At 72.6% G+C, this 23,918-nt stretch carries 19 protein-coding genes and 2 pseudogenes; 5 read left to right on the forward strand and 16 right to left on the reverse strand.

The features are described from left to right. Positions 1-151: 151 nt before the first annotated feature. The 3 genes from ORI94_RS26655 to ORI94_RS26665 form a co-directional block, all read right to left on the reverse strand. Positions 152-1,000 (reverse strand): hypothetical protein, encoded by an 849-nt coding sequence (locus ORI94_RS26655; RefSeq protein WP_266080149.1) that lies wholly within the window; start codon positions 998-1,000, stop codon positions 152-154. 28 nt (positions 1,001-1,028) lie between these two features. Then, positions 1,029-4,421: an AAA family ATPase gene (locus ORI94_RS26660; RefSeq protein ID WP_266080151.1), complete on the reverse strand. Its 3,393-nt coding sequence runs from the start codon at positions 4,419-4,421 to the stop codon at positions 1,029-1,031. Positions 4,422-4,852: 431 nt separating this feature from the next. Further along, complete coding sequence (locus ORI94_RS26665; RefSeq protein ID WP_266080153.1) at positions 4,853-5,494, reverse strand: TetR/AcrR family transcriptional regulator; 642 nt, start codon at positions 5,492-5,494, stop codon at positions 4,853-4,855. Between the two features lie 110 nt (positions 5,495-5,604). Here ORI94_RS26665 and ORI94_RS26670 point away from each other — a divergent pair, with 110 nt between their 5' ends. Together ORI94_RS26670 and ORI94_RS26675 are read left to right on the forward strand one after the other, a co-directional pair. After that, on the forward strand, positions 5,605-6,651 hold the full coding sequence (locus tag ORI94_RS26670; RefSeq protein ID WP_266080155.1) for a medium chain dehydrogenase/reductase family protein: 1,047 nt from the start codon (positions 5,605-5,607) through the stop codon (positions 6,649-6,651). Between the two features lie 240 nt (positions 6,652-6,891). Further along, complete coding sequence (locus tag ORI94_RS26675; RefSeq protein ID WP_266080157.1) at positions 6,892-8,424, forward strand: FAD-dependent oxidoreductase; 1,533 nt, start codon at positions 6,892-6,894, stop codon at positions 8,422-8,424. Positions 8,425-8,889: 465 nt separating this feature from the next. Here the strand turns inward: ORI94_RS26675 and ORI94_RS26680 are convergent, their stop codons facing one another. Continuing rightward, the gene (locus ORI94_RS26680) at positions 8,890-9,924 is read right to left on the reverse strand and encodes a TerC family protein (RefSeq protein ID WP_266080159.1); all 1,035 of its coding nucleotides are present in this window, start codon (positions 9,922-9,924) and stop codon (positions 8,890-8,892) included. Positions 9,925-10,191: 267 nt separating this feature from the next. Continuing rightward, positions 10,192-10,824, reverse strand: a complete 633-nt coding sequence (locus tag ORI94_RS26685) for a universal stress protein (protein ID WP_266080161.1) — start codon at positions 10,822-10,824, stop codon at positions 10,192-10,194. Positions 10,825-10,983: 159 nt separating this feature from the next. On the opposite strand from ORI94_RS26685, the gene ORI94_RS26690 reads away from it, so the two are divergent. Next, the gene (locus tag ORI94_RS26690) at positions 10,984-11,319 is read left to right on the forward strand and encodes a helix-turn-helix transcriptional regulator (RefSeq protein WP_266080163.1); all 336 of its coding nucleotides are present in this window, start codon (positions 10,984-10,986) and stop codon (positions 11,317-11,319) included. A gap of 176 nt (positions 11,320-11,495) precedes the next feature. Here ORI94_RS26690 and ORI94_RS26695 read toward each other — a convergent pair whose 3' ends face one another. From ORI94_RS26695 to ORI94_RS26715, 5 genes and pseudogenes are all read right to left on the reverse strand, one after another. Further along, positions 11,496-12,020 carry a universal stress protein gene (locus ORI94_RS26695; RefSeq protein ID WP_266080165.1) on the reverse strand — a complete coding sequence of 175 codons (525 nt, stop codon included), beginning with the start codon at positions 12,018-12,020 and terminating at the stop codon, positions 11,496-11,498. Positions 12,021-12,537: 517 nt separating this feature from the next. Continuing rightward, entirely contained in the window at positions 12,538-13,005 is a 468-nt protein-coding gene (locus ORI94_RS26700) for an STAS domain-containing protein (protein WP_266080167.1), read from the reverse strand. After that, positions 13,002-14,099 carry a cobalamin B12-binding domain-containing protein gene (locus ORI94_RS26705; RefSeq protein ID WP_266080169.1) on the reverse strand — a complete coding sequence of 366 codons (1,098 nt, stop codon included), beginning with the start codon at positions 14,097-14,099 and terminating at the stop codon, positions 13,002-13,004. The genes ORI94_RS26700 and ORI94_RS26705 overlap by 4 nt, the downstream gene beginning before the upstream one ends. Then, entirely contained in the window at positions 14,096-15,778 is a 1,683-nt protein-coding gene (locus ORI94_RS26710) for a SpoIIE family protein phosphatase (RefSeq protein WP_416237903.1), read from the reverse strand. Before ORI94_RS26710 ends, ORI94_RS26705 begins: the two co-directional genes overlap by 4 nt. A 182-nt stretch (positions 15,779-15,960) precedes the next feature. Then, positions 15,961-17,179 (reverse strand): annotated as a pseudogene (locus ORI94_RS26715) (PP2C family protein-serine/threonine phosphatase). A 96-nt stretch (positions 17,180-17,275) separates the two neighbouring features. Here ORI94_RS26715 and ORI94_RS26720 point away from each other — a divergent pair. Next, a complete protein-coding gene (locus ORI94_RS26720; RefSeq protein WP_266080170.1) occupies positions 17,276-17,764 on the forward strand; it encodes a MarR family transcriptional regulator in 489 nt (162 codons plus the stop codon). Positions 17,765-18,053: 289 nt separating this feature from the next. Here the strand turns inward: ORI94_RS26720 and ORI94_RS26725 are convergent, their stop codons facing one another. Then, positions 18,054-19,280, reverse strand: coding sequence for a phospholipase D-like domain-containing protein (locus tag ORI94_RS26725; protein ID WP_266080172.1), 1,227 nt, complete (start codon positions 19,278-19,280; stop codon positions 18,054-18,056). A 722-nt stretch (positions 19,281-20,002) separates the two neighbouring features. Next, a complete protein-coding gene (locus tag ORI94_RS26730) occupies positions 20,003-20,131 on the reverse strand; it encodes a hypothetical protein (RefSeq protein WP_266080174.1) in 129 nt (42 codons plus the stop codon). A 295-nt stretch (positions 20,132-20,426) separates the two neighbouring features. Between ORI94_RS26730 and ORI94_RS35380 the strand changes: the two are divergent. Then, positions 20,427-20,666, forward strand: a pseudogene (locus ORI94_RS35380) (hypothetical protein); the annotation flags it as partial. Here ORI94_RS35380 and ORI94_RS26740 read toward each other — a convergent pair. The 4 genes from ORI94_RS26740 to ORI94_RS26755 form a co-directional block, all read right to left on the reverse strand. Then, positions 20,584-20,934, reverse strand: a complete 351-nt coding sequence (locus ORI94_RS26740) for a hypothetical protein (RefSeq protein WP_266080176.1) — start codon at positions 20,932-20,934, stop codon at positions 20,584-20,586. The pseudogene ORI94_RS35380 and the gene ORI94_RS26740 sit on opposite strands and share 83 nt — an antisense overlap. Before the next feature lie 34 nt (positions 20,935-20,968). Then, positions 20,969-21,499, reverse strand: coding sequence for a peptidoglycan-binding domain-containing protein (locus ORI94_RS26745; protein ID WP_266080178.1), 531 nt, complete (start codon positions 21,497-21,499; stop codon positions 20,969-20,971). Positions 21,500-21,969: 470 nt separating this feature from the next. Continuing rightward, positions 21,970-23,448: a helix-turn-helix domain-containing protein gene (locus ORI94_RS26750; RefSeq protein WP_266080180.1), complete on the reverse strand. Its 1,479-nt coding sequence runs from the start codon at positions 23,446-23,448 to the stop codon at positions 21,970-21,972. Between the two features lie 37 nt (positions 23,449-23,485). Next, positions 23,486-23,770 (reverse strand): hypothetical protein, encoded by a 285-nt coding sequence (locus ORI94_RS26755; RefSeq protein WP_266080182.1) that lies wholly within the window; start codon positions 23,768-23,770, stop codon positions 23,486-23,488. Positions 23,771-23,918 lie beyond the last annotated feature (148 nt).

Genomic DNA, 23,918 nt, shown 5'->3' on the forward strand with positions numbered 1-23,918 from the left:
GCCGGCACCACCGGGCAGAGGCAGGACCTCCCGCGGCTCCCTCCCGTCCTCGTCCTGCCCGCCCCCTGTTCGCGGGCGGTCCGGGCCCGCCACCAGATCCCGGGAACGGACACCCGGCGCACACCCGGGGTGCGTCGGGTGTCCGCGGCGGTCACCGTCGTGGCAGGTGGGGTTCCAGGGCGGCGGCGACGGCCGGGCTGCGGAGGTAGCCCGCGGCGCGGTGGAAGTCGAAGAGGCGGACGCTCTCCTCGAGATCGAGGTCCACGCCGTCGAAGTAGCTTGCCAGGGGCCGCAGGACGGCCACGGGGTCCCCGTGGTCGGAGACGTTCACCCAGCGGGCGACGCCCGCGGGGCGGACGCCCCGCTCGGCGGGTGCGGGCCGCAGACGGTGGAAGACGCCGTGCGGCAGGGCGAGCGGCGACCCGAGGGTGATGAGGAGGTCGACGGTCAGCTCGGGGTGGGCGTGCAGGGCCTCGTAGGTCACCACCGTGCCGAGGGAATGGGCGATCACGACGCGCGGCCGGCGTTCGGCGATCACCGCTGCCACCTCCTCGCGGGCCGCGAGCCGGGCCGGCGCGTCCGGGGCGCTCAGATAGGCGGCGACCTCGCGGAAGCACAGGGCGACGAAGGCACGCGTGAGCCGGCCGTCCAGGCTGAAGCGCTTCGCCACCATCTCCACCGCGTGCCGCAGGGGCATGGTGAGGCGCCCCTGCGCGGTGGCCCTGGGCAGGTCCAGCGCCTCGAGCCAGTGCGCCGCGAGCGCCGCCTCGTGCGGGGTCAGGTGCTCCAGGGCGCCGTCGTCCGGGCCCTGGGCGACCGGAAGGCCGCGGCTCAGATGGTGGCCGTAGTAGGCGAACGCCACCTCGCTCTCCGCCAGGGGCCGGCCGAGACCGGCGGCGAGGCTCCTGGCCCAGACGCCGGCGCGCTGTGCGGCGACGTCCTCGGGCGCCCGGCCACGGACGTGGTTTCCGACGCCGTGGACGCCGACGATGAGAGACATGGCTGTCTCCTTCCGGGAGGTGGCGGGATCAGACACGGGCGACAGCGCTCCAGGGGAGGAACGGCACGAGGCCACCGCCCGGTTCCAGCGCGACGAGGGTGTCGCCCAGCGCGACGACGACCGTACCGTCGGTGGCGGCCGTCAGCGCCCGCGGCTTCCCCGGAAGGCACAGCACGTGCGCTTCGACGCCGGTCAGCAGGTCCGACGCGCGGACCGTGCCGTCCAGGCCGGCGGTGAGCGCGTGCGCGCGTCCGCCCACCGACGCGACCGTCGCACACCGCACCGCGCCCTCGTGCCGGGCGAGCACCCGCGCCTCCCCGCCCGCCTGCAGATCCCACACCCGCACCGCACCGTCGTCGCCCCCGGTCACCGCGTGCGCACGCCCCTCCACCGTCGCCACCGCCACACAGCCCACCGCCCCCTCGTGCCCGGTGAGCACCCGCGCCTCCCCGCCCGCCTCCAGATCCCACACCCGCACCGCACCGTCGTCGCCCCCGGTCACCGCGTGCGCACGCCCCTCCACCGTCGCCACCGCCACACATCGCACCGCACGGCCCCCGTCGAGCAGCGGCTCGCCGAGCCGCCGGTTCTCCCGCAGGTCCCACAGGACCAGCACCCCCACCTCGGGCAGCAACGAGCGCCACCGGCGGCCGCACAGGACCGCGACCGGCCGGCCGCGCACGGTGGCGCCGGCGACGGCGACGAAAAGCTGCCGGGACACGTGCGCGCTCTCCCTGGCGAAACGTGGCCCCGGCAGCTCCCACACGTTGAGCCGCGAGGACCCGCCGCCCGCCGCCTCGAACCAGTGGACGGCGAGGACCTCGGAGCCCAGGACCGCGCAGGCCGCCCGGCTCTGTCCCCGGTCCACGCCGAGAGGGGGGACGCCTGATGCGACCACCCGGCGTCCCCGGAGATCCCAGACCCGCACCTGGCCGTCCCGGGAAGCGGTGACGAGGTGCGGCCGGCCGTCCAGGTCCACCGGGACCAGGCTGGTGACGGGGGAGGGCCGATCGGCCCACACGGGCCCCAGCGTCGCGTCCCCCGGGACGTCCTGCAGCACCGCGTGTGCGGGGACGCGCCCCACCCGGTGGGCCCGCCACGACCCGCCCTCGCCGAGGACACGGGCCAGTCCCCGCTCGTCCTGCCGGGCCGCGGCGACGGTGAGGATCTGGCGGCGCTGGGCGGGGGTCCGGTGGCGGTGCACGTCGGCGGTGTCGGCGTACAGTCCCGCGAGCGGCGGGAGCCGGTCGCGCCGGGCCCACTCCGGCAGCCATCGTCTGCCCTGCAGCGGCCGCAGCTGCCGCTCCAGTGCGTCGGCGTCCGCGTGCAGGACGAACTCGACGTCGTCGAGGAGCTCGGGCAGTCGGCCGGCCTCGGCGGCGTGCCCGGCCGCGTGGCGCAGCAGATAGGGCTCTGCCGTCGCCCAGTGGCGAGGGTCCCGGACGAGGGTGAGCAGCCGGGTGAACACGGCGTCGGCGTACGGCCCTTCCGACCGGAGGAGGTCGGCGAGGCCCTGGTGGAAGAGGCGGTACACCGTTCTGCCCTCGCCGTCCACGTCACGGCGCAGGTAGAACCGGACCGTGTCGAGCACCTCGCGGACCTGCCCGGTCCGCGGTGCGCGCGGGGCGAAGACGGCGGCCACCGTCCGCACCACCTCCTCCGGCATGCCGGTGCCCCGGGCATGGGCGAGGGAGAGGAGGACGGCGTCCGTCCACAGCGGGCGCCACCGGTCCTCGAGATGCAGGTTCATGACCTTGCGGAGATCGCGCGGCACGGAGCCGACGAGTCTTCGCACCTCCGCCGGACCGTCCGGGAAGGGCTGGTCGAGGACGTGCCGCACGTACAGCGCGGCCACCAGGAACTCGCCGCACTCCGGCACACCGCGCCGCACCAGCTCCCGGGCGATGCCGTCGGCCAGCCGGCCGGCGGTCCCCTCCCCCTCGGCCGTCGCGTAGCGGTCGTCGACGGCCAGCACGCCGCGCAGGTAGTCGCGCAGCTCGTCGCGCAGACGCTGGTCCGGCACGGCGTCCAGGTCGACGCGTCCTCCGCCGGCCCTGCGGAACAACGGCGCGAAGCGACGTCCCGGCCGGACGCCGACCAGCATCCGGCAGGCCGGGGCCAGGGCGAGCAGCGCCGTCATCAGTTCCCTGGGGTGCTCGGCCTCGTCCAGCGCGTCCAGAATCAGCACCGGTGGTCGGGGGCGCTCCCGGAGGGCGGCGACGACATCGGTGACGTCGTGGGTGGTGCCCAGCTTCCACTGACGGCCGAGGCCGGCCATCACCTCGGGGACCGAGCGCCTGCGCGCGTGCACCACGGCCAGACCGGGGACCATGGGCGGCGCGTCGGCCCGCGACGTCCACACCTGGTGTGTTCCCCCTCGCAGTTCCGGGTGGGCGGCGCACACCAGCGCGCCCAGCAGCGCGGACTTGCCCACTCCCGGTCTGCCGGTGACCACCCGCAGGTCCGGTCCCCCGCCCCGTAACCAGTCCGCCAGCGAGCGCACTTCGGCCTCCCTGCCCCGGAAGAACATCGGGCCTCCCTCCCCGAACACCGCCTCGGTGCCGGAGGCGCGGCCGGTGAAGTGCCGGACGTCGGCCACCTCGTCGAGGAGTGCGGTGACCGTCCGGTCCACCCGGGCGCGGGCCGCGGTTCGCGGTCCGCCCCGGCCGTACGCGGGATTGGGGAAGAAGGCGAGGTGGGAGAGTTCCGCGGCCGACACGGGGACCATGGGGTCGAGGGCCTTCTGCGGCGGCCCGCCCGTCGTGTACGCGTCCACCAGGTCCATGACCTGACGGCAGAAGAGGGGGAAGGGGATGTACGGCACGGACGGGTCCACCCGTACGCTCTCGTTCGCGAACCGCCCGAGCACCTCGGTGACCGCCCGGGTCAGACGGCCGTCGTAGGTCTGCTCGCCGACCCCGCCGGCGGCGAGCACCCAGGCCCGTCGCCGGTCTCCGGGCAGGGCGTGCTGCCACTCCCGCCGGGCCACGTTGCCCGAGTAGCACAGGTCCAGCAGGAACAGCACGTACGGCGCCGACTCGTCCGGGCCGGCGTCCTCGACCAGCTTGAGCCAGCTCTCGATGTCGTGGCGGGTGAGCCGCGCATCGCCGCCGACGACGTAGACGCCGCCGCTGTCGGCCGGCTTGCCGTGGGCCAGGACGTGCACCACGACGAACCCGGGACCGGCCTCCAGCACCGACTCGACGGCCCGCTCCAGGGCGGACGCCGATCCGGAGGGGTCCCCCTCGGTGTCGTGCGGCCGGTAGCCGAAGAAGCGGAGGGCGTCGCGAAGCTGCCCGGCGTACTTCGGGGCGAACGGCAGCGGCGGCCACTCCGGCTGGTCCTCGCCCTCCAGATCCGGTGCGGGACCCTCGATCCCGACCACCAGCGCCCGGTGTTCCGAGCACCGTTGTCCCTCCATGCCCTGCTCCCCCCTGCCCCGTCTCCGAGAGCACTGTAGAGGGACACCGGGCCGCCGACCGCGCAACGCCTTGTGGAGCCCGGCCTCGATCCGGTTCGTCACGCGGCGCGTGCGTCGCCCCCGAAGCCCCGGGGAGGGGGCGGGACACCTCCCGCCGCACCGGGAGAGCACGCGGCCGGCGGGGGCCGGCCGCCGCCGGCCGGCCCCGCGTAACCCTGTCGACCAGCCGCGCAGGTCGCTCCGTTGGGGGCGAAGGCCGCCGGGGCGGGGCCGGCGGCGAGTCTCGAGCCGGTGAAACCGACCGTGGCAGGGCCGTCCACTGCCCACCGGGCGGGTGGTCCGGCGGCCCGGCCCGCACACGCCGCGTCCGACCACTTCTGCCGGGGCCCTTCGCACCGCCGTGCCCGGGAGTCGTCGCCCTGTCCGTCCGGCTATCCGTCCGTGAGGTGCGCGAGCGTGGTGATGACCCGTTCGGCGATGTCCGGCGGCCACGGGAAGGAGGGGGCGACCGCTCGCTGGTGGGCGAGTCCGTGCAGGCCGAGCCACAACGCGACCGCGTCGGCGGACACGTCGGTGCTGGTCGCGCAGCCGGCGGTGACGCAGCCCTCGAGGGCTGCGGCGAATCGCCGCAGGCTCGCCCGGCCGAGCTCGACCATGTCCTCCTCGGTCACGGAACTCTCGTTCAGATCGGGGATCCAGAGCCCTGCGAACATCGTGCGGTAGCGCCCGGGGTGGGCCTGCGCGAACTCCAGGTAACTCCGGCACAGCGCCGTGAGCCGCTCACGGGGCGCGTCACCCGCGGCGTCCTCGGCGGTGCGCAGATGTTCGTCCAGCTCGGTGAAGGCGCTGCGCACCACGGCCAGCATGATGGCGGGCTGGTCGGGGAAGTGCCGGTAGATCGAGGGGGCCGCGATACCGACACGGCGGGCGACGGAGCGCAGGGTGAGGGCGCTCTCGTCCCCGGTCTCGTCGAGCAGGGCGACCGCCGCGGTCACGATCTCGTCGCGGAGTCGGGCGCCCTCCCCGCGGCGGTTGCGGACACGGACGCGTGTCGCTGCTGTGTCGTCTCCCATGCCGTCACCTTACAGCGCGAAGCTTACGGTCGTTCTCTCTTGCCGACCTCGAACTAACGACTGTAGCTTTACAGGCGTAAGCAAACGGTTGGAAGCTTTAGGGGTACGCCATGAGCAGCACCGTCACCACCTCCGTCACCGAGATCGTCCTGCCCGGCACGGTCGAGCCGGACGGCCTGGAGCTCCGGACCCGCGGTCTCCCGGCCCCGGCCAAGGGCCAGGTCCTCCTGCGGATGGACGCGACCGGCGTGTCGTTCGCCGAGCAGCAGATGCGCCGCGGCAAGTACTACGACCAGCCGCCGTTCCCCTTCGTGCCCGGTTACGACGTGGTCGGCACCGTGGCGGCGGCCGGCCCGGAGGTCGATGCCGCGCTCGTCGGACGCCGGTTCGCCGCGGTCACCAAGACCGGCGCGTGGGCCAGCCACCTCCTCCTCGACGCCGCGGACCTGATGCCCGTACCGGACGCGGTGGACGCGGCCGCCGCGGAGACCGTGGTCGTCAACGGCATCACCGCCCGGCAGATGCTGCACCGCGTCGCCGGGGTCCGCGCCGGCGGGACGATCGTGGTGCTGGGCGCCAACGGCGGCGTCGGCTCCACGCTGGTCCAACTGGCCCGCCACGCCGGCATCACCGTGATCGGCACGGCGTCGGCGCGCCATCACGCGACCGTGCGCGCACTGGGCGCGACCCCGGTCGACTACCGCGACCCGGACATGTACGGCCGCATCCGGGAACTCGCGCCGGACGGCGTGGACGCGGTGTTCGACCACGTCGGCGGCGCCGGGGTCGAGCAGTCGTGGCAGCTCCTGCGCCGGGGCGGAACGCTGGTCTCGTACGGCACCGCGGCCACCAAAGACGAGGAGGGCAACTCGCGGCTGCCGGTGCTGAAGCTGTTCGCGCGGCTCGCGGTGTGGAACACCCTGCCGAACGGCAGGAACGCGTACTTCTACAACCTCTGGGCCGGCGAACGCCGCTACCGGGCGTCCTGGCGGCGGCGGAGGGGCGAGGACCTCTCCGAGGTGCTCCGGCTGGTGGCCGACGGCGTCCTGACCCCGCGGATCGCCGCGAGGATCCCCCTGTCACAGGCCGCGGCGGCGCTGGCGCTCGCCGAGTCCGGCACCGTCGTCGGCAAGGTCGTCATCGTCCCCGACGCCTGACACCGTGCGCGCCGACGTCCTGCTCGGCGCAGCCCGCGTGTACGCCGTGCGCACCCGGCGCATCGCCGCCGGACCGGACGGCGTTCCTTTCCGTCCTCTCCGGCCTTTCCCTCCGGATGAACCGCGCGGGCCGCGCGGGCGCGGCGGGCGCCACCGGACGGCTACGAAGTCCAGGGCCACTCGGGGGAAGGATCCCGCTCACCGCGTCTCCTTTCGGCCGCCGGGGGAACCCGTGGGTGCATGACGACGCGATCTGAGCTTCCCGGTATGGCCGAGTCGTACTGGATGGACACGGCGCCCGGTGTCCGGCGGCCGGCACTGGACACCGACGCGACGGCGGACGTCGCCGTGATCGGGGCGGGCATGGCAGGCCTGAGTACCGCCTGGGAACTGACCCGGGCCGGACGGAAGGTGGTCGTGCTGGAGGCGGACCGCGTGGCCGCCGGGGTGACCGGCTACACGACGGCGAAGCTCACCGCGGCTCACTCGCTCGTGTACGGGCGGCTGCGCCGCACGCGCGGGCGGGAGGGCGCACGCCACTACGCCCGCTCCCAGCAGGCAGCGGTGGAACGGGTCGCCTCGGTGGCGGCGGAACTGGGGGTCGACTGCGACCTCGAGCGGTCGTCGGCGCTGACCTTCACCACTGCCCCGCGGGAACGTCCCTCGTTCGAGGCCGAGGCCGAGGCCGCCGCGGAAGCGGGGCTGGACGCCCGCCTCGTGACGGACACGGACCTGCCCTTCCCCGTGGCCGCAGCCGTGCTCGTGGCGGACCAGGCGCAGTTCCACCCCCGCAAGTACCTTCTGGCCCTCGCGGACGACATCACCGCACGGGGCGGTGTCATCCACGAACGCACCCGGGTGACCGGCCTGTCCGAGGGCAGACCGTGCAAGCTGACGACGGAGCGGGGCGCGACGGTCACGGCCGGGGACGTCGTCGTCGCCACGCACTACCCGGTCTTCGACCGGGCGCTCCACTTCGCGCGCCTGTCACCGCACCGCGAACTGGTCGTCGCCGCACCCCTGCCCGCCTCCGGGGCGCCGAAGCACATGTACATCACGGACGACATGGGCAAGCGGTCCGTACGGACCGCTCCGCTCGACGACGGCCGGCGGCTGCTCATCGTCACGGGCGAAAGTTTCACCCCCGGTACGGGGGACGGCCACGAGCGCTTCCTGCGGCTGGACGCCTGGATGCACGAGCACTTCGCGGTCGGCGAGACGGCCTACCGGTGGGCCGCCCAGGACAACGACGTGAGCGACGGCGTGCCCCTGGTCGGCCCCTTCCATCCGGGCGCACGCCACGTGTACGTGGCGACCGGCTTCGGCGGCTGGGGCATGAGCGGGGGTGCCATGGCCGGACAGCTGCTGGCGTCCACGCTCACCGGCACGGAACCCGAGTGGGCGGGGCTGTACGACCCACGCCGTCTGTGGAGCACCGTCCGGGAGGGCGCGACCCTGCTGAAACAACAGGCCGAGGTCGCCCGGCACTTCGTGGGTGACCGCCTGAAGACCACCCACGTCGACTCCGTCGCCGAGATCACCCCCGGCTCGGGTGCGATCGTCCGGGTCGGAGGGCGCCGCTGCGCCGTCTACCGCGACGAGGGCGGAGCCACCCACGCCGTGTCGGCGCGCTGCACACACCTCGGCTGCCTGGTCGCCTTCAACGAGGCGGAGACCGCCTGGGAGTGCCCCTGCCACGGCTCGCGGTTCGGGGTCGACGGCGAAGTGCTCCAGGGCCCGGCCCTGCGCCCCCTGCCTCCCCGCACGGTCTGAGCACGGCCCGGGCGGCACGGCGGCGGCGCGCCCGGCTGCGGTGAGCGCCCCGGTGAGGCCCTCGGTGGGAGGAAGAGGACGGCGTCGGCCCGGTGGGCGAGGCCGTCCTGCGCGCGCGGGGTGGAGCAGGGCCTTGAAGGCTGAAGCCGGTGGAGCGGAAGGCGGCCGCGGCGGTCGGAGTCGCATCGGCGGGGGCGGCGGGCAGCCCGGCTTGAGCGGTCCCCTCGCGGACGGCGCGGGGCGGGGCCCCGAAGGCTGAAGCCGGTGGAGCGGAAGGCGGCCGCGGCGGTCGGAGTCGCATCGGCGGGGGCGGCGGGCAGCCCGGCTTGGACGGTCCCCTCGCGGACGGCGCGGGGCGGCGGTGACGAGGGCCGGGATGCCGCTGCCGGCCGGATGGCCGGTGAGTGTGTCGGCGGGCACCGGGGCGGTGCGGTGAACGGGAGGTGCGGGCCGGTGCCCAGATGGTCATGACGGTGCCTCCGGGTGGTGCGGGCCGGTGCCGCCGGGTGCGGGTCCGGCGGTCGCGGGCCGGTCGGCCCCGGCCGGGGTGTCGCGGTCGGTGTCGCCGTCCTGGCCTCGGGTGGCGATGAGGGACCAGGCGATGGAGACGGTGATGGTGGCGACGATGACGCCGAGGGTGAGGGGGATGGGCAGCTTGCCGACGGGGGTCTCGGACAGGATGAGCTTGACGCCGGCGAAGGCGAGCAGGACCGCGAGGCCGTAGTGGAGGTAGGCGAAGCGGCGCAGCAGTCCGGCCAGGCAGAAGTACAGGCTGCGCAGGCCGAGCACGGCGAAGGCGTTGGCGGTCCACACCAGGAAGGTGTTGGTGGTGATCGCGAGGATCGCGGCGACGGAGTCGACGGCGAAGATCAGGTCGGTGGCCTCGATCGCGACCAGCGCCACGAACAGCAGGGTGGCCACCCGCCGGCCGTTGGTCTTCGTGAAGAAGTGGCCGCCGTGGAACCTCGGGTCGGTGGGAACGACCCTCTTGACCAGGCGGACGATGACGTTGCGGTCGGGGTGGATCTCCTCGTTCTTGGAGACGGCCATCCTGTAGCCGGTCCAGATCAGGAACGCGCCGAAGAGGTAGGCGGTCCAGAAGAACAGCTGCAGCAGTTCGGCGCCGACGAAGATGAACACCAGCCGGAAGACCAGCGCTCCGACGACGCCCCAGAACAGGACTTTGTGCTGGTAGGCGTCGGGGACGGCGAAGAAGGAGAAGACCAGCGCGAAGACGAAGACGTTGTCGACGGACAGTGCCTTCTCGATCAGGTAGCCGGCGTAGTAGGTGGTGGACACCTCGCTGCCCTGCCAGACGAGGAGGACCAGGCCGAAGGCGAGACCGATGGCGATCCACACCCCGGACCAGAGGGCCGCTTCCCTGAAGCCGATCACGTGGTGGTCGCGGTGGGCGACGAGGTCGACGGCGAGCATGACGGCGATCACGAGGGTGACGGCGGCCCACCCCCACAGCGGGACGGTGAACGACAGGTCATTCATGGTGCATCGGCTTCCTCTGACGGATCGGGAGGACGGTCGAGGGCGGTGGCCGTGCCCCGGCGGGTCACGGAGGGGGGCCGGGCACGGGCCGCCGGTTCACAGGGGCGCTCACCTCCCTGGTCACGGGGTCGCCGGGCGGCGGCCGTGCGGCGGCGCGGCCGTGTCGTGAGGGCGGCACACAGGGCGCCGACGAACGGGTCGACCGGTGCGAGCAGTACGACCGGTGCGAGCAGCCACCGCGGCGCGCCGGCGCGGTCAGGCCGTCCATCACGTCTCCTTCGGCGGGGCAGCCGCCGCCGAAGGGCGCCGGTCGGCCAGTGCCCACACGGTGCGTACCGCGGTGGGTGGCGGGCCGGCCGGTCCGAGGACGGCGCCGGCGAGGGGCGTCACCGAGCGGGCGGCGGGGTCGACGGCGTAGACGAACGGTCCGCCGCGCACGGCGGAGGCTTCGGTCAGGCCGTGCGCGTCCAGGTCGGCCGGCCCCCGGCTGGAGGCCACCACCAGCGGCGAGTGGTGCCGCGCTGCCAGGTCCAGCACCCCGCTCGCGGCCCGCAGCCCCGGCGGCCCCTCCGCGGCGGCCGGGGCGCGGTGGGCGACGGGGATGTAGCCCACCCCGGCGTGCCGCAGCCGGGGCAGCACCCGGGCCAGGAACATCCGGACGGTGGAGGCGTCCGCGCGGGCCGCCGTGGCCGGGATCTGCCGCTGTGCGGGCAGCACGGCGACCAGCAGCACCGGGGCCTTGCGGGAAGCGGCCAGGCGGACGGCGGCGTCCACCACGGCGAGGTCGTCGGGCCGGTCGGTCACCAGCGCGGTGACCGGGCGCGGCAGGGAGACGGGCAGGGCCGGTGCGCCGGTGGCGTCGGGACGGGTCGGGGCCGGGGTCGAGGTCGGGGCGGACATCGTGACCCCCTTTCGGCGGAGTCGAAGGGGAAGGGCGGGGTGTGTTCAGCGTCACCCGGCCACCCGATCCCCGTCAAGAATTACGCGAAAAATTTTTCGTCAATAGTTTTTCGTGAAATGATGTTGGTCACGCGAAGCGGACTTCGTATGATGAGGGTCATGAGCCAGCCCTCCGCCGCGCGCGGCGACCAGTGGACGTTCCTGACCAACCACGCCCGCGTCCTGATCGCCCTCGCCCGCGATCCCGAGATCCGCCTGCGGGACGTGGCGGAGGCCGTCGGCATCACCGAACGCGCCGTGCAGTTGATCGTCGCCGACCTCGAAGCGGCCGGATATCTCACCCGCGCCCGCGTCGGCCGCCGCAACCGCTACACCATCGACCTCAGCGTCGCGCTGCGCCACCCCGCCGAGGCCGACCATCCCGTCGGCGACCTGCTGGTCACCTTCCTGCACCGCGAGGACACCCCCACCGGGGAGGAACTCACCACCTCCTGACGGGCCGCCGGACGAGCCGCGGCGGGGGGGGGGGGGCGGGGCCCCCCCCCCCCCCCCCACCGACGGCGCAAGGGTGCGGGGCGCCAGCGGCCCCGGGCCACCCTTCCCCGCGGAGCGCGCCGGGAGCCGGTCCCCCGTCCACGGCCGCCCCTCCCGGCGGCCGCCCGGCATACCGGTCAGCCCGGAGGGCGGGGCGCGATCAGGGGCACCCAGGGCGCCGGAGAGGCCGCATGGACGAGCGGGCCACCACGGAGGGCGGCCGCCTCCATCACGGTGCACGCGTCCAGCCCCGCCGGCCCGCTGCGGGAGACGACCAGCAGCGAGCAGCCATGGGCGACAGCCGCATCCAGCAGGGCCTTCGCCGCGCCCAGCCGCCCCGTGCGCCCGGCGGGACGGTGGTAGAGGGCCGGCTGGTGGGCGAGGCCGGCGCGGGCCACCTGCGGCAGCGCCCGCCCCAGCACCGCGCGGACCGTCACGCCGTGCGGGTGGGGCGGCACGGCCCGCGGCGGCAACGGCGGCATCACCGCGATCAGCAGCAGGGGCGCGCCGCGTGCGGCGGCAAGCCGGACGGCGGCATCCGCCACGGGTGCGTCGTCGAGACGGTCGGCCAGCACCGCGGCCACCGGGAACCGCGAGCGCGAACGGCCGGGCACGGAAGCAGGCGACGTGGCGTCCGCGGGGTGCGGGTGAGGGAGGTTCATGACCTTCGCGCCTTCCGGAAGAGGGAAGAAGGGGCGCCTCCAGCGTCTCCCCGCCCGAATCACACGTCAATACTTACGCGAAAAAAATTTCGCGTAAGTATTGACGTGTGATTCGCTGCCGTCACGAGCGAGCGGGGTCCTTGACGAAGAAGGGGAGCGGACCGGTGGCCGGCATGCCCCCCCCCGGGGCGGACCCCCAGGAAGTGGCCGGTGCCGTACAGACGTGCGTCCCGAGCGGTGTGAGGTGCGCGCCGTCCTGGGCGCCCCGGCTCCGCGGGCACCGGGAATCCCGTGTCCCGGACGGACGGCCTCCCGGACCTTCGACGCGGCCTTCTCCGCGGCAGCCGGCACCCGTACCGCGCCGTCCGACGTCTCGGTGCGGCAACACCCGCGAACGACCCCGACGCGCCCGTGTGCGAAGCGTCCCGGGATTCACGCCTCGCGGACTCCGGCGGGTACGGACCGGGACGGGCCCCCGCTTTCCCCGATGCCCTTGCGGGCTTCTCCCCCGACGCCCTTACAGGAGGGCCTTCTCGGGTTCCGGTCCGGGGTCTTCGGGGTTCCCCGGCCCGGGGGGCCGTGGGGCGGGGAGCGGCGGGGTGCGGGGGGAGGTGCTCTGACCGGGGGTGGCCTGCCCGGTCTGCTGGGACGGGTGCGCCTGGGAGAAGAGATGCCGGACTCCGGTGGTGTCCAGGATGCGTTCCAGGAACGGGGGCGGGTCGTCCAGGTTCAGCCGTATGTTCCGGGCGGTGGTCTTGCGGTGGATCATCAGAAGGACGGAGATGCCCATGGAGTCGCAGAACCGGAGTTCCGCGCAGTCGAGGCGCAGGTCCTGCAGACCGGGGTGGGTGATGAGACATTGTTCGGCCTGCTCCACCAGTTCGTCGCAGGTGTCGTAGTCCAGGTCACCGGCGAGACGGAGGTGTGCGGTGCCCTGCCCGGCTTCCACGGTGAGGCTGAAGGGGCGGTGGGGCAGGGGGGTCATGCGGGAGCTCCGGGGTGTGTTCCGGCTGGTACGGATAGGCCGTCCAGGGCGGAACGTGCCCGGTCGAGCAGCCGGGTGGATCGGGGGAAGTCCTTGAGTTCGGTGGCCAGGACGTCCAGTGCGGGCTGCAGGGACCGGGCGGGCACGCGGCGTGCGGTGAGGATGCCGGCCGTCCAGGTGATGAACGTGGTGAACAGCTCGTCGTCATCGGTGTAGAGGGCCACGGCCAGGAACTCGACGATGTGCGCGATGTCCTCGGCGGTGCGCTCCCGCTGGGGAGCGGTGTAGGCGGCCATCGCGGGGAAGCGGTCGTCCATCCGTGCGAGGACCTCCTTGACGAGCTGCCCCTGCGAGCGGGCGACGAGCGTGTACTCCTGGTCGGCGAGGTGGGGCAGGTCATCGATCCGCTGCCGCCCGGTGGCGAGGCCGGACGCGGGGATCCCGTCGGCGAGCTGCCGGGCCGCGGCGCGTGCGTCGGGGGCCCAGGCGTCGGCTCCGAGCAGACGGGCGAAGCGGCCGTCGGGCCCGAAGGCCGCTCCGCCGACGAGGACGGGGACTCCGACGGCCTGGCAGGCGGTGATCGCCGCGTGGGCGACAGGCAGCCGGGTGGGGATCGAGGAGGAGAGGGCGACCGCGTCCACGGTGTTGTGGTGGAGGTGGTCGATGAGGTGGGGGGTGGGCACCTGGGCGCCCAGGAAGTCGACCTGCCAGCCACGCAGGGTGAGGACTTCGGCGAGGAGGCGAGCCGGCAGGACGTGCCATTCCTGGTCCACGCACGCCACGGTGACACGGCCCAGAGCAGGAGCGGTGCGGGCGGCGGGGTGGTGGGCGAGGACGGCGATGGTGCGCTCGGTGATGGCGCTGGCGGCATGTTCCTGCGCGACGCTCAGACGGTTGGCCGCCCACTCGGCACCGACCTTCGCCTGCACCGGGGCGATGAGATCCAGCAGAACCGTCTCCACGCCCACACCGTCCTCCAGGGCGGTGAGGACGAGCTCTGCGGCACCGTGTTCGTCGCGGCCGGTCAACGCCGTCCACAACCGGTCCCGAAGGGCCTGGAGGCCGTCGGGACCGGAGTCGCCTCTCGCGTTCATGCGGTGTACCTGCCCCGGGCGCGGCCGTTCACCGCGCCCAGGTGGGCCGTGTGCGGAGCACTGATGACGACGACGGCCATGTCGTCATGGCTGCCGTCGCGCAGCCACTGCGAGGCGAGCATCTGGATCCGCTCGACCACGGCCTCCCCCGGCATGCCGGCGCACTCCGACAGGGCTTTCTTCAGGCGCTCTTCGCCGAACAGTTCGTCGCCGAGCGGCCCACCGCGGGCCTCGGTGAATCCATCGGTGTAGAGCAGGCACGTCTCGCCCGGTTGCAGGACCGTCTCGACCGAGCGGGCCTCGATCGTCGGGAGGGCCCCGATCAGGGAGCCGCGCGTGGGAACCTCCTCGACGCTGCCGTCCGTACGGACCACCAGGGGTGCGGGGTGACCGGCCGAGGTGAGGCGCAGCCGCACCTGGCTCTCCGCGCGCTGCACCGAGGCCAGCACCAGGGTCGCGAAACGGGTGTGGTGAGAGGTCAGGAGCGCTCCGTTGAGAAGCTGCAGCACCCGCTCGTGGTCGTCGGCCATGGGCACCAGCGCCTGCAGGGTGTTGCGGATCTTGCCGGTCAGGACGGCCGCGTCCAGGCCCTTGCCGCACACGTCGCCCAGGACCACCAGCGACGCGTCGGCCGTGGTGCTGCCGGGGTGGACGTCGTAGAAGTCGCCGCCCACCCGCTCACTGGCCCCGGCGGCCCGGTAGCCGCCGGCGATCTCCACCCCGTTGAGCCGCTCCAGTCGAGGAGGAAGCAGGTCACGCATCAGGGTCCGGGTGATGGCGCTCTGCTCGCTGTAGAGGCGGGAGGCGGACAGGGCGGCGCCGGCCCGGGCGGCGAACAGCCGGGCGAAGATCTCCTCGTTCTCGCTGAACTGCGCATGATCCGTGCTGCGCAGCAGGATCAGGGCTCCGGCGGGCACGCCGTGGCCGGGCAGGGGGGTCACGACGACCGACCGGACCGTCCCGTCGAAGCCTTGCGGGACGACCCAGTCGGGCAGTGCCGCGGGGTCGATCCAGCGTGAGGGGACGGGCGGGAACCCCTGCAGCGCCTCGCTGAGACCCGGGAGCCCGGACGGATCGGCCGCGACCACGGTACGGGTGACTTCCCGGCCCGCGACGCCGTGCGCGACGGGCAGCCTGCTGCCGGACGGCGGGGCGACGACGACCGCCACGTCCGCGAGGAACTCGGTGGCCATCTGCGCGGTGGCGGCCATGCATCTGTCGGTGTTCAACGAGGCCAGCAGGGTACTGGACGCCTCCGCGAGGAACCTGGTGCGTTCGCGCTCGGTGGCGAGCGTCTCCTCGGCGAGCCGGCGGTCGGTGTCGTCGACCAGCCACCACACCACCTTCCCGTCCTGGCTCCGGGTGGGGTGCGCCTCGAAGCTGTGGGCCGCGATCCGCCCCGACACCGAAGGCGGGCCCCCGGCGTCCCGGTGCTCCCGGGCAGGACGCCGCCCGTCCACGACCGCTTCCAGGTGGGCCCGGGCCAGCCAGTCCGGGACCGCGTCCAGCATGTTCGCCCCGGGCACCGCGCCTTCCAGGAGGAGGGCGGCCGCGGGGTTCGTCTCCACGACGGTGCCGGCCTCGTCGATCATGATCACGGGGTAGGGGGCCAGAGTCCACAGGCCGGACGCGGAGCGCTGCTCGGGTATCGGCACGGGGACTCCCTCGGTAGAGGCCATGAAGAGGGCCCGCCCGGGGCGAACCGCACCACCCTTCCCGGTGGACGAGAAATACTTAGCTTGCGGCAAGCATTACCCAGGCGCGTCCTCGATGGCAACCCGCCCCCCGCGCGCCCCGCCTCCCGAGGCGGGGACGCCGCCCGCCCCCCTCACGACGCGAACCCGGGAACTCCACGGAAAGGTCACACCACCGTGGTCCGGGGCAGGTCCTGGCCGTCCCGGCCCGGGGCGGGGCGGCCGTGCCAGTCCAGACACACCACCAGGGAGTCGTCCGCAGCCGGGTGGGAGCCGCGGTACCCGAGCAGTTCCTGCAGTATCGCTCTGGGCACCTGTGAGGCGGGCAGCAGCCGCGCGCCGGTGATCGACGCGGCCAGTGCTCGGAGGCTGTACCTCTCACCGCTCGGTGACAACGCGTCGTAGACGCCGTCACTGATGAAGAGCAACCGGTCTCCGGGTTCGACCTTGAGGTGCTGTGGAACGTAGACGGTGTCCTCGAACATGCCCAGGGGCATCTGCGCCTCCAGTTCGATCGCCTCGACCACCCCCTTGCGCACCCGCCACACGCGCGGTGAACCGGCGTCGATGATCTCCACGTCCCCGGTCGGGAGGTGGAACCGGAACAGCAGCGTCGACAGGTAGCGGCTTCCCTGGTACTGCCCGTGAACGGCCTGATCGGCCAGATAGGCCTGGTCACTCAGGTCCAGGCCGGCCCGGCGGGCATTGCGCAGGGCATTGGTCGCAAGGCTGGTCAGCAACGCGGCGTCGGTCCCCTCGCCCATGCCGTTGCTGACGGTCAGGTACAGGTCGTCGGCCGAGGCCGACCAGTCGAAGCTGTCGCCGAAAATGGCGTACGCGGGTTCCAGCTGGGCACCCAGGCTGTACTCGGGCCGGGCACAGGAACCACCGGGGAGCAACTGCCACTGCATCTCGGCGGCCAGCGTCAGCCGTTCCGCCCGGCGCGCCTGCAGGAACAGATCGGTGTCCCGTCCCGCGACGACCACCTCGTGCGCCAGCGCGTCGGCGCACTCCTGAAGCTCCTCCACCACGTCCGCGGCCGGTCCGTCCTCGCCGGTCCGCAAGGTGACGCTCAGGACCCCCCAGCCTCTCCCCCCGGACGCTGACCGGCAGGTGCACCGTCACCGTGGCCGCCGGGTCGTCGTACACACAGTGCGGTTCCTGTGCGCCGAAGGCACGACCCTCAGCACTCCCGTACACCGACACCGGGGGGCGGGTGTGCGGCAGCACCCCGACGGGCTGCAGCCTTTTCATGGCATAGTCGGCCATGAGCAGCTCCACCGACCGGGCATGATGACGGCGCTCGATCAGGGAGCGGAGCACGTCGAAGATCTCGTGGGGCGCGGCCTCGCGCAGAGAGCGTTCGACCGCGCTGGGTCTGTCCACTGGTGCCGGTCCTTCTTTCCTTCGCCTATCTTCATGGTGCGACTGCCCACATCGACCAGCCGGAACGGGCGTAGACGGCCCACTCGGGAGTGTCACATGCGCGAGGCCCTCACCTCCCTCCACCAGCACGACTCCCCCGCCGTGCCCGAAGTCGGCCAGGTCCTGGAGCTCCTGGAGATCGCCTGGGAGCGTGGCCGCGGCGTGCTCGGTACCGCGCCGCTCTCCGCCGCTCAGACACGTGTGATGTTCATCGTCGAACGCGAGCCGGGCATCAACCTGAGCACGCTGGGCCGCCGCCTTTCCGCAGCCGCACCGTCCGTCACCCGCCTCTGCGACCGCCTCCAGGCCGCCGGATTCCTCCGCCGGACCCCGCGCCCCCAGGACCGTCGCGAAATGCAGCTGGACCTCACCGACGCGGGCCTCGCCCACCTGCACGGCATCAGGCAGCGCCGGGAAGAGGCACTCCGTCAGGCCATGAGCCGCATGACCCCCGACGCCCAGCACGCCCTCGCCACCGGACTCGGCGCACTGTGCGACGCGGTCGGCGAACCCGCCCGGACCTTCGACCATCAGGAAACCGCCTGAGCCACACGCCCCGTCCGTGGGGTCCCGGACCACCGGACCACCGGACCACCCGGCTCGGTGGCCGTCGGACGTGCCCCCCATCGGCCGCGGTGAGCCGGGCGCGGGCGGGAATGCCGCGGGCAGGGATGCTGCGGGCAGGCATGTGCGGCGATGCGACGGACCGCTCCCGGGGGGGGTCCCTGGGAGGGCCCCGGCGTTCCCGGGACCCGGCGTTCTCGGCGTTCTCGGGGTGGCGGCGGCCTCTTGTCCGCCGGGCCGGAGTCCGGGACGTCGGGTTGGACCGGTGCGCTCAGAGGTAGCGGCGGATCGGCACCACAGCCGCCTCCCGGGCCCGCTGGAGGAGGTCGCGGCGCTTCCACCGACCGCGCTCGATCAGCACGCTCTTCTCCCGGTCCTCGTCGAAGTGCCCGTCCAGGGCGGCGGTGAACTCGGGGTCCATGACCGCGAGCATGACCTCCTCGTCGTGGGAGAGCGAGCGCCGGTTGAAGTTGGTCGAGCCGACCAGGGAGGCGATCCGGTCGATGGTGACGACCTTGGCGTGCATCATCGTCGGCTGGTATTGGTAGATCTTCACACCGCAGGCGGTGAGGTCTTCGTAGTAACGCTGTCCGGCGAGCTGGCAGACCCGCTTGTCGGTGTGCGGGCCCGGCAGCAGGATCTCGACCTCCACCCCGCGCCGGGCGGCGGCGCAGAGCAGCTCGGTGAAGTAGGCGTCGGGGGCGAAGTAGGCGGTGGTGAGACGGACGCGTTCCTCGGCGGACTCGAGGACGACGCGCATCAGGGTCTGCATGTCCTGCCAGCCGAAGGAGGCGGAGCCGCGCACGACCTGGACGACGGCGTCGCCCTGGGGTTCGGTGCCGACGAACCGGTCGCGGTCGTCGAAGAGGTCGTCGTGGCACTCGGCCCAGTTCTGGGCGAAGGCCGCGGCGAGACCGTCGACCGCGGGGCCGCGGACCTGCACGTGGGTGTCGCGCCACTCGTTCTCGTTGCGCGCGTCGCCGCACCACTCCTCGGCTATCCCGACGCCACCGGTGAAGGCGGTCGCCTCGTCCACGACGAGGACCTTGCGGTGGCAGCGGTGGTTCTGCTTGAAGGGCGAGAGGTAGAGCGGCTGGCGGAACCAGGCCACGTCCACTCCGGCCTCGTCCATGAGGTCGAGCTGGTCCTTCTCTATGGGCCGGCTGCCGAAGCCGTCGAGCATGAGCCGGACCCGGACTCCGGCCCGGGCGCGCTCGGCCAGCGCCTCGGCGAACTCGTGCGCGATGTCACCCCGCCAGTAGACGAAGGTCATCATGTCCACGGTGTGCTCGGCACCCCGGATGGCGTCGAGCATCGCACCGAAGATCTCGTCGCCGTTGCGGAGCGGGACCAGCGCGTTGCCCTCGGTGGCCGCGATACCGATCAGCCGTTCCAGCCTGCGTCTCAGCCGCAGTGAGCGGGTGTCGCGGACTTCCGTGTCCAGATCCGCGCGGTCGTCCAGTTGCGTGTCTTCGGGTACTTCCGTGACGCCAGACATGTTCCACCTGTGTAGATAAAGAATGAGGACGCGGTCGGCGTTCGGGCGCGCTGACGCTCCGGAAGCCGACGGCCGTGAAGCGGCCTGCCGCACTCCGGACCTGGTCAGCTGCCACCGGACTCCGAGCAGGGAGCTTGTACCCCCGAAGCCCTCCGGGATGCCGCCCTCCTGTTTCCCCGTGCCGGGACGAAGTCCGACGACCACCTTTCCCCATCGGTGAGCAGGAGCCGCCGGTAAGTCCTCGACCCATTTCTGACCATTACCGATATTCCGAACGATACCGGTCGTCCTGGTCGCCCCTGGCCTCCACGGAGAGCTGATCCGCTCCGGCAACGCCCAGACACCGCCGTTCGACCCCTGCCACCTGCGGTACGCCCACCAGGGCTGGGACCCGGGCGCGAGCGGCGACTACCCGCACCCGCCCCACCGCGTGGGGCTGCTCCCCCACCGGACCGGCTCCACCTGCCGCCGCACCGGCCGGGAAACCGCTTCCGCCGGTGCGGTCCTCCACCGGCCGCTCCGAGAACCGCGGGGCGGCGGCGATCTCCCCGTTCGTCTTACCCCCTCGAAGAAGGCGACGGCCCGGAGCGGGGCCCTCGTCGGCCGCCGACGGATCCGTCCCACTCCGGAGACGCTGGGCCCTCCCCTGGGCGCGCTGCTCGACGCTCCACTTCCTCCCTCGGCACCATGTCCACGCCGCAGAACCGGACCCGCCATGTGCTTCATGTCCGGTGGCCGGATCTGGTGAGGCGCAAAGCCCGCACTCGGAACGGGACGGCCGATCCGGCCTCGCGCAGCCGCAGCAGGGCCATGCCCATGCACTCGGCGACCGAGGCCTCGTCAGCTCTCAAGCCACTGGCCAACGGGCCACCGCCGGTGGCAGAGGTCCACGCCGGCCGGCCTTCCCGGAGGCGTTCCGCACCGCCCCGGATCATGGCTCCCGCACCCTGTTCGCCGAGTACTCCAGGATGAGCAGCGTCGCGTCCTGCATGCTGCTGTCCGCGGGATCGTCCTGGGGCCGCCGCCCCTTCGCCCTGGCCATGGTGACAACCCTGCTCAGCGGCCTGTCGAGTCCGGTCAAGCCCGACGACCCGAAGGAACGAAGCTCAGCCGCAGCCGAGTTCCGCCGCTCGGCGCAAGAGCAGCCGCGGCGATCGGCACGGTTCCGGCTGCGCCGAAGTCGCCGGCACCCTCCCCGGCGCCCTCCCCGTCCGCGGCTCCAAAGCCCCGCAGGGCCCACGCGCTGGTGTTCCCCACCCGCGCGTGGGCCCTTGTCCGTGGCGTCCCTGCAGGGACGGCCGGCCTACTTCACCTCTGTGGTGTAGACCGTGCAGTCGGCGCAGCCCTTGTGCTGCGCCTTGCGGAACTTGCCCTTCGGGCTGTTGAGGGTCTTGCTGGTCGCGTCATGCTTCCAGCTGCCCCAACTGTCTCCGAGGACGCGGAGCCAGGCGTGGCCCGCGCACGATCCGTCGTTGCCCTTCGCGGTGGTCGCCTTGGTCTTGCTGACCGTACCGGCGTACGACGTGTTGCAGTTCCTCTCCCAGTAGATGAAGTTGCCGTCGTCGGTGATGATCGTGTCCGCGGATGCCGTGGTCGTGGTGAGCATCAGGGCCGCGGCGGCGGCACCGAGCACAGTCGCGATGCGCCTGTTCATGGGGTTCCTCCCGTTGGTGTGCGGTGCGTCGTGGTCAGACGCAGGTGCGTTGCTTGTACGCGGCGGCCTTCCAGCCGCCGTCCAGGTGGGATCCGTGCCGCCCGCGCTCATCGCGCCGCACGGTGAAGTCATGTGCGGCGCCGTTGTACTTGAGCTCCAGCCGCTTGCCGCTCGCGATGGTGCCGGAGACGAACGCCAGCCGACCGGCGGCCCTGGTGAAGGTGAAATTGTCGGCCTTCCCGGTCGCGGGTGTTCCCCAGCGGGACTGGAGCGACCTGGTGCGGGCGACGGTCCTGCTGCCGAAGGCGCCGTCGACCTCGGAGTCCGCGAGCAGTCCCTCCGCCCACAGGATCTTCTGCCACAGGCAGGCGGCGTTGGATCGCGGGTAGTAGTCGGCGTGCACGGTCTCGTCGGACCAGTCGTTGCGGAAGCTGCCGCTACCGCTGACATAGCCGTCGGATACGGCTGCGGAAGCAGGCAGCGTGCCCACGGCCAGTACGGCTCCGAGGGTGGTGCCCAGAACGGCGGCGACGGCCAGGCGAGGTCTGGCAGTACGGATGGTCATGTGGTCCCTTCCCCGTTGGTGTTCCGGCCGCCACTGTGGCGGCAGAAGATGTGGGCCGGGCCCGGACCGGCGCACACCAGGTCCGGTCGGCCCCTGCGGAGGTGGTGCCGGGTCGGCTCCCGGACCTCGATCGCGTTGCCGGTCACCGGCCCACCCTGTGAGCGGCGAGGGGCAGGGTCGGCAGCATGATGGGGGACACGGGCTCGTCCTCCAGCGGGCGGCCTATCGCCTCGTTTCCCGCGTCACCTCTTTCGGCGACGGTTCACTCACCGTCTGCCGATGACACGCTGCCGGAAACCTGAAGCGTCATACCGCGCGCTTACATCTCATAGAGATTCCCCCTGTACGTCACGGCCGGAATGGCGCGTTGGCCGGTTGGACCGACAGCGCATACCGGGTGAGGCAGACTTTAGGGAGCGCTGTGGAGGGCGGGCAATGCGCACGGTGCGCAGTCACGGGGTCGAGACTGTTCACGGTGCACGGTCGGCGATGCGGAAAGCGTGGACCAGTTCGTGGGTGCCGGGGCCCGGGGTCAGGAGGCTGCGCTTCAGGAGCTGTTCGGCGGTGCACAGGTGGGCGCGGACAGTAGTGCGGCTGATGCCGAGGTCCCGGGCCGTTCGCTGGGCATCGGTGCCGGCCTCGATCCAGGCCCGCAGGGTCTGGTGCACGGTGCGGTCCGTGCCGAGCTGCAGGGGTTGGAGGAAGGCATGAGCCCAGGTGACGGCCGCTTCGGTGGACAGCAGACTGTCCACCGAAGGCGTCGGCCGAGCCTCGGCCACGGCGTTGCCGTCGGGCAGGGGGAGGTCGGTGATCGCCAGGGCCAGGGCGAGCTCGGCGCGGCTGCGGGGATCCTGCAGGTCGAGGCCGAGGGCTTCTTGGACACGCCTCAAATGCGCGGCGACGGTGTTGCGGCTGACGTCGAGCAGCCGCGCCACACCGGAGCGGGGGAAGCTCAGGGAAAGGCTGGTGATGTCGAGGGTGAGCTGGGGGGCCGCCCTGATCGGCTCCAGGAACGCACGGGCCCAGGCGAGGGCTTGTTGACCAGGTAGCAGCCCGGCCAGCGGCGGCTGGCCGTAGTGGTCGGCAACCCGCCCGGGCGTGTGGCAGGCGACGGCCAGGGCATGGCGTGCTTGATCGTAGGCCCGCGCAGTGGCCGGCAAGGGCACGGGGGCACTGATGCCCAGCGCGTAGTCCAAGTTGTCTCGCACCAGCGCCCGCAGGAAAGCGGCCAGGCCACCGTCCACGCTGTCGCCATCGTGGTCCATGGGCAGGAGACAGATGAGGTGGTCGTCATAGACAGGGCAACGCACCATCAAGCCTCGACCGTGATAGCCGGACGCGTCCTGGTGGGCATCGATGAGCCTGCCGCGGTCTGACGACGGGCAGCGCAGCAGGTGGATGCGCAGACGTTCAGCGTCCAGCAACGGCGGAACGGCACCGGCCGTCATCCGGCGGGCCAGCGTCAGTTCTCCAGTCATCAGGGCCATGAAGATCGCCAGGCGCAGCCGCGCTGCCGCCTGCTGATAGCGGAGTGCGAGGTCGTCGGCCTGCCGGACACGTCGCAACACCTCGACCATGGCGCCGACATGGGACGCCAGCGCCAGCGCCTCCCGCGCCAGCGGCAACGGGCTGCCCACCACCAGCACCGGACGCGGCACTTGCCGTCCCAGCGCTTCGCACCGCACATGGAACACACCCATCTGCGAGGCAGCAGCGGCCAATTGTCCGCTTGACAACTTCGCCAGCACCGTCTGGAGACGAGGAAGGATGTCCGGCGCAAACCGAACAGTGGACACTTCCACCTTGCCCGCGCGGTCAACCAGAGCGATTTCCGCGCCGAGCTGCCGACCCAACCAATCGATCAGCGCCTGCAGATCAAAATCTGCATCCTGGCCGACACGAAGCCTCAGCTGACGCAGCAACTCATCGAGTACCTGCGGTGTCGGCACGGCCCTCCTTCCCGGTCTGTCGGCCGCGTTGTCCGAGTCAGCCGGCGCGCACCCCCGGCATCCGGCCGGCTTGCGCAGCCCGGGCACAGCACTCCGAGTTGAGCCACTCTGTGAAGTCGTAAAGACTCGCGCTGCGAGCGCCGCGCCGTGCCGTGAGAGTGACACCGAGGACTCCGCCTGCGCCACCGCCGAGCGCCAGGCCGATCGCCATGTCGTCGAAGACAGCCGGCCCCAGCACGAGCCCGATTGCGACGCCTATCAGCATGCCTTTGACAAACCCTGTGCTGATGGACGGAGTCCCGACGTCCTCATTGTTCGTCACACGATCATTGTGCCGGACGAGCTTGTGGAGGCGAGGGCTGATACAGCCAACCTTCGATGCGGCACCAGACCTTGAAAAGCGAGCTCAGGGCGACGGTGCCGGCAGCGACGATCACGCCGACGGCCGACCATCTCGGCGAGGTGGGACA

The organism is Streptomyces sp. NEAU-W12 (assembly GCF_026242095.1).
In the GTDB taxonomy this organism is placed as follows: domain Bacteria; phylum Actinomycetota; class Actinomycetes; order Streptomycetales; family Streptomycetaceae; genus Streptomyces.

What these genes read in the sequence shown, in the direction of transcription:
- ORI94_RS26700 (WP_266080167.1), bottom strand. Translation starts at nt 13,005, where the DNA reads ATGACCCCCCTGCCCCACCGCCCCTTCAGCCTCACCGTGGAAGCCGGG.
- ORI94_RS26725 (WP_266080172.1), bottom strand. Translation starts at nt 19,280, where the DNA reads ATGTCTGGCGTCACGGAAGTACCCGAAGACACGCAACTGGACGACCGC.
- ORI94_RS26670 (WP_266080155.1), top strand. Translation starts at nt 5,605, where the DNA reads ATGAGCAGCACCGTCACCACCTCCGTCACCGAGATCGTCCTGCCCGGC.
- ORI94_RS26675 (WP_266080157.1), top strand. Translation starts at nt 6,892, where the DNA reads ATGACGACGCGATCTGAGCTTCCCGGTATGGCCGAGTCGTACTGGATG.
- ORI94_RS26665 (WP_266080153.1), bottom strand. Translation starts at nt 5,494, where the DNA reads ATGGGAGACGACACAGCAGCGACACGCGTCCGTGTCCGCAACCGCCGC.
- ORI94_RS26685 (WP_266080161.1), bottom strand. Translation starts at nt 10,824, where the DNA reads ATGTCCGCCCCGACCTCGACCCCGGCCCCGACCCGTCCCGACGCCACC.
- ORI94_RS26680 (WP_266080159.1), bottom strand. Translation starts at nt 9,924, where the DNA reads ATGAATGACCTGTCGTTCACCGTCCCGCTGTGGGGGTGGGCCGCCGTC.
- ORI94_RS26695 (WP_266080165.1), bottom strand. Translation starts at nt 12,020, where the DNA reads ATGAACCTCCCTCACCCGCACCCCGCGGACGCCACGTCGCCTGCTTCC.
- ORI94_RS26740 (WP_266080176.1), bottom strand. Translation starts at nt 20,934, where the DNA reads ATGAACAGGCGCATCGCGACTGTGCTCGGTGCCGCCGCCGCGGCCCTG.
- ORI94_RS26705 (WP_266080169.1), bottom strand. Translation starts at nt 14,099, where the DNA reads ATGAACGCGAGAGGCGACTCCGGTCCCGACGGCCTCCAGGCCCTTCGG.
- ORI94_RS26690 (WP_266080163.1), top strand. Translation starts at nt 10,984, where the DNA reads ATGAGCCAGCCCTCCGCCGCGCGCGGCGACCAGTGGACGTTCCTGACC.
- ORI94_RS26720 (WP_266080170.1), top strand. Translation starts at nt 17,276, where the DNA reads ATGCGCGAGGCCCTCACCTCCCTCCACCAGCACGACTCCCCCGCCGTG.
- ORI94_RS26655 (WP_266080149.1), bottom strand. Translation starts at nt 1,000, where the DNA reads ATGTCTCTCATCGTCGGCGTCCACGGCGTCGGAAACCACGTCCGTGGC.
- ORI94_RS26660 (WP_266080151.1), bottom strand. Translation starts at nt 4,421, where the DNA reads ATGGAGGGACAACGGTGCTCGGAACACCGGGCGCTGGTGGTCGGGATC.
- ORI94_RS26745 (WP_266080178.1), bottom strand. Translation starts at nt 21,499, where the DNA reads ATGACCATCCGTACTGCCAGACCTCGCCTGGCCGTCGCCGCCGTTCTG.
- ORI94_RS26710 (WP_416237903.1), bottom strand. Translation starts at nt 15,778, where the DNA reads ATGGCCTCTACCGAGGGAGTCCCCGTGCCGATACCCGAGCAGCGCTCC.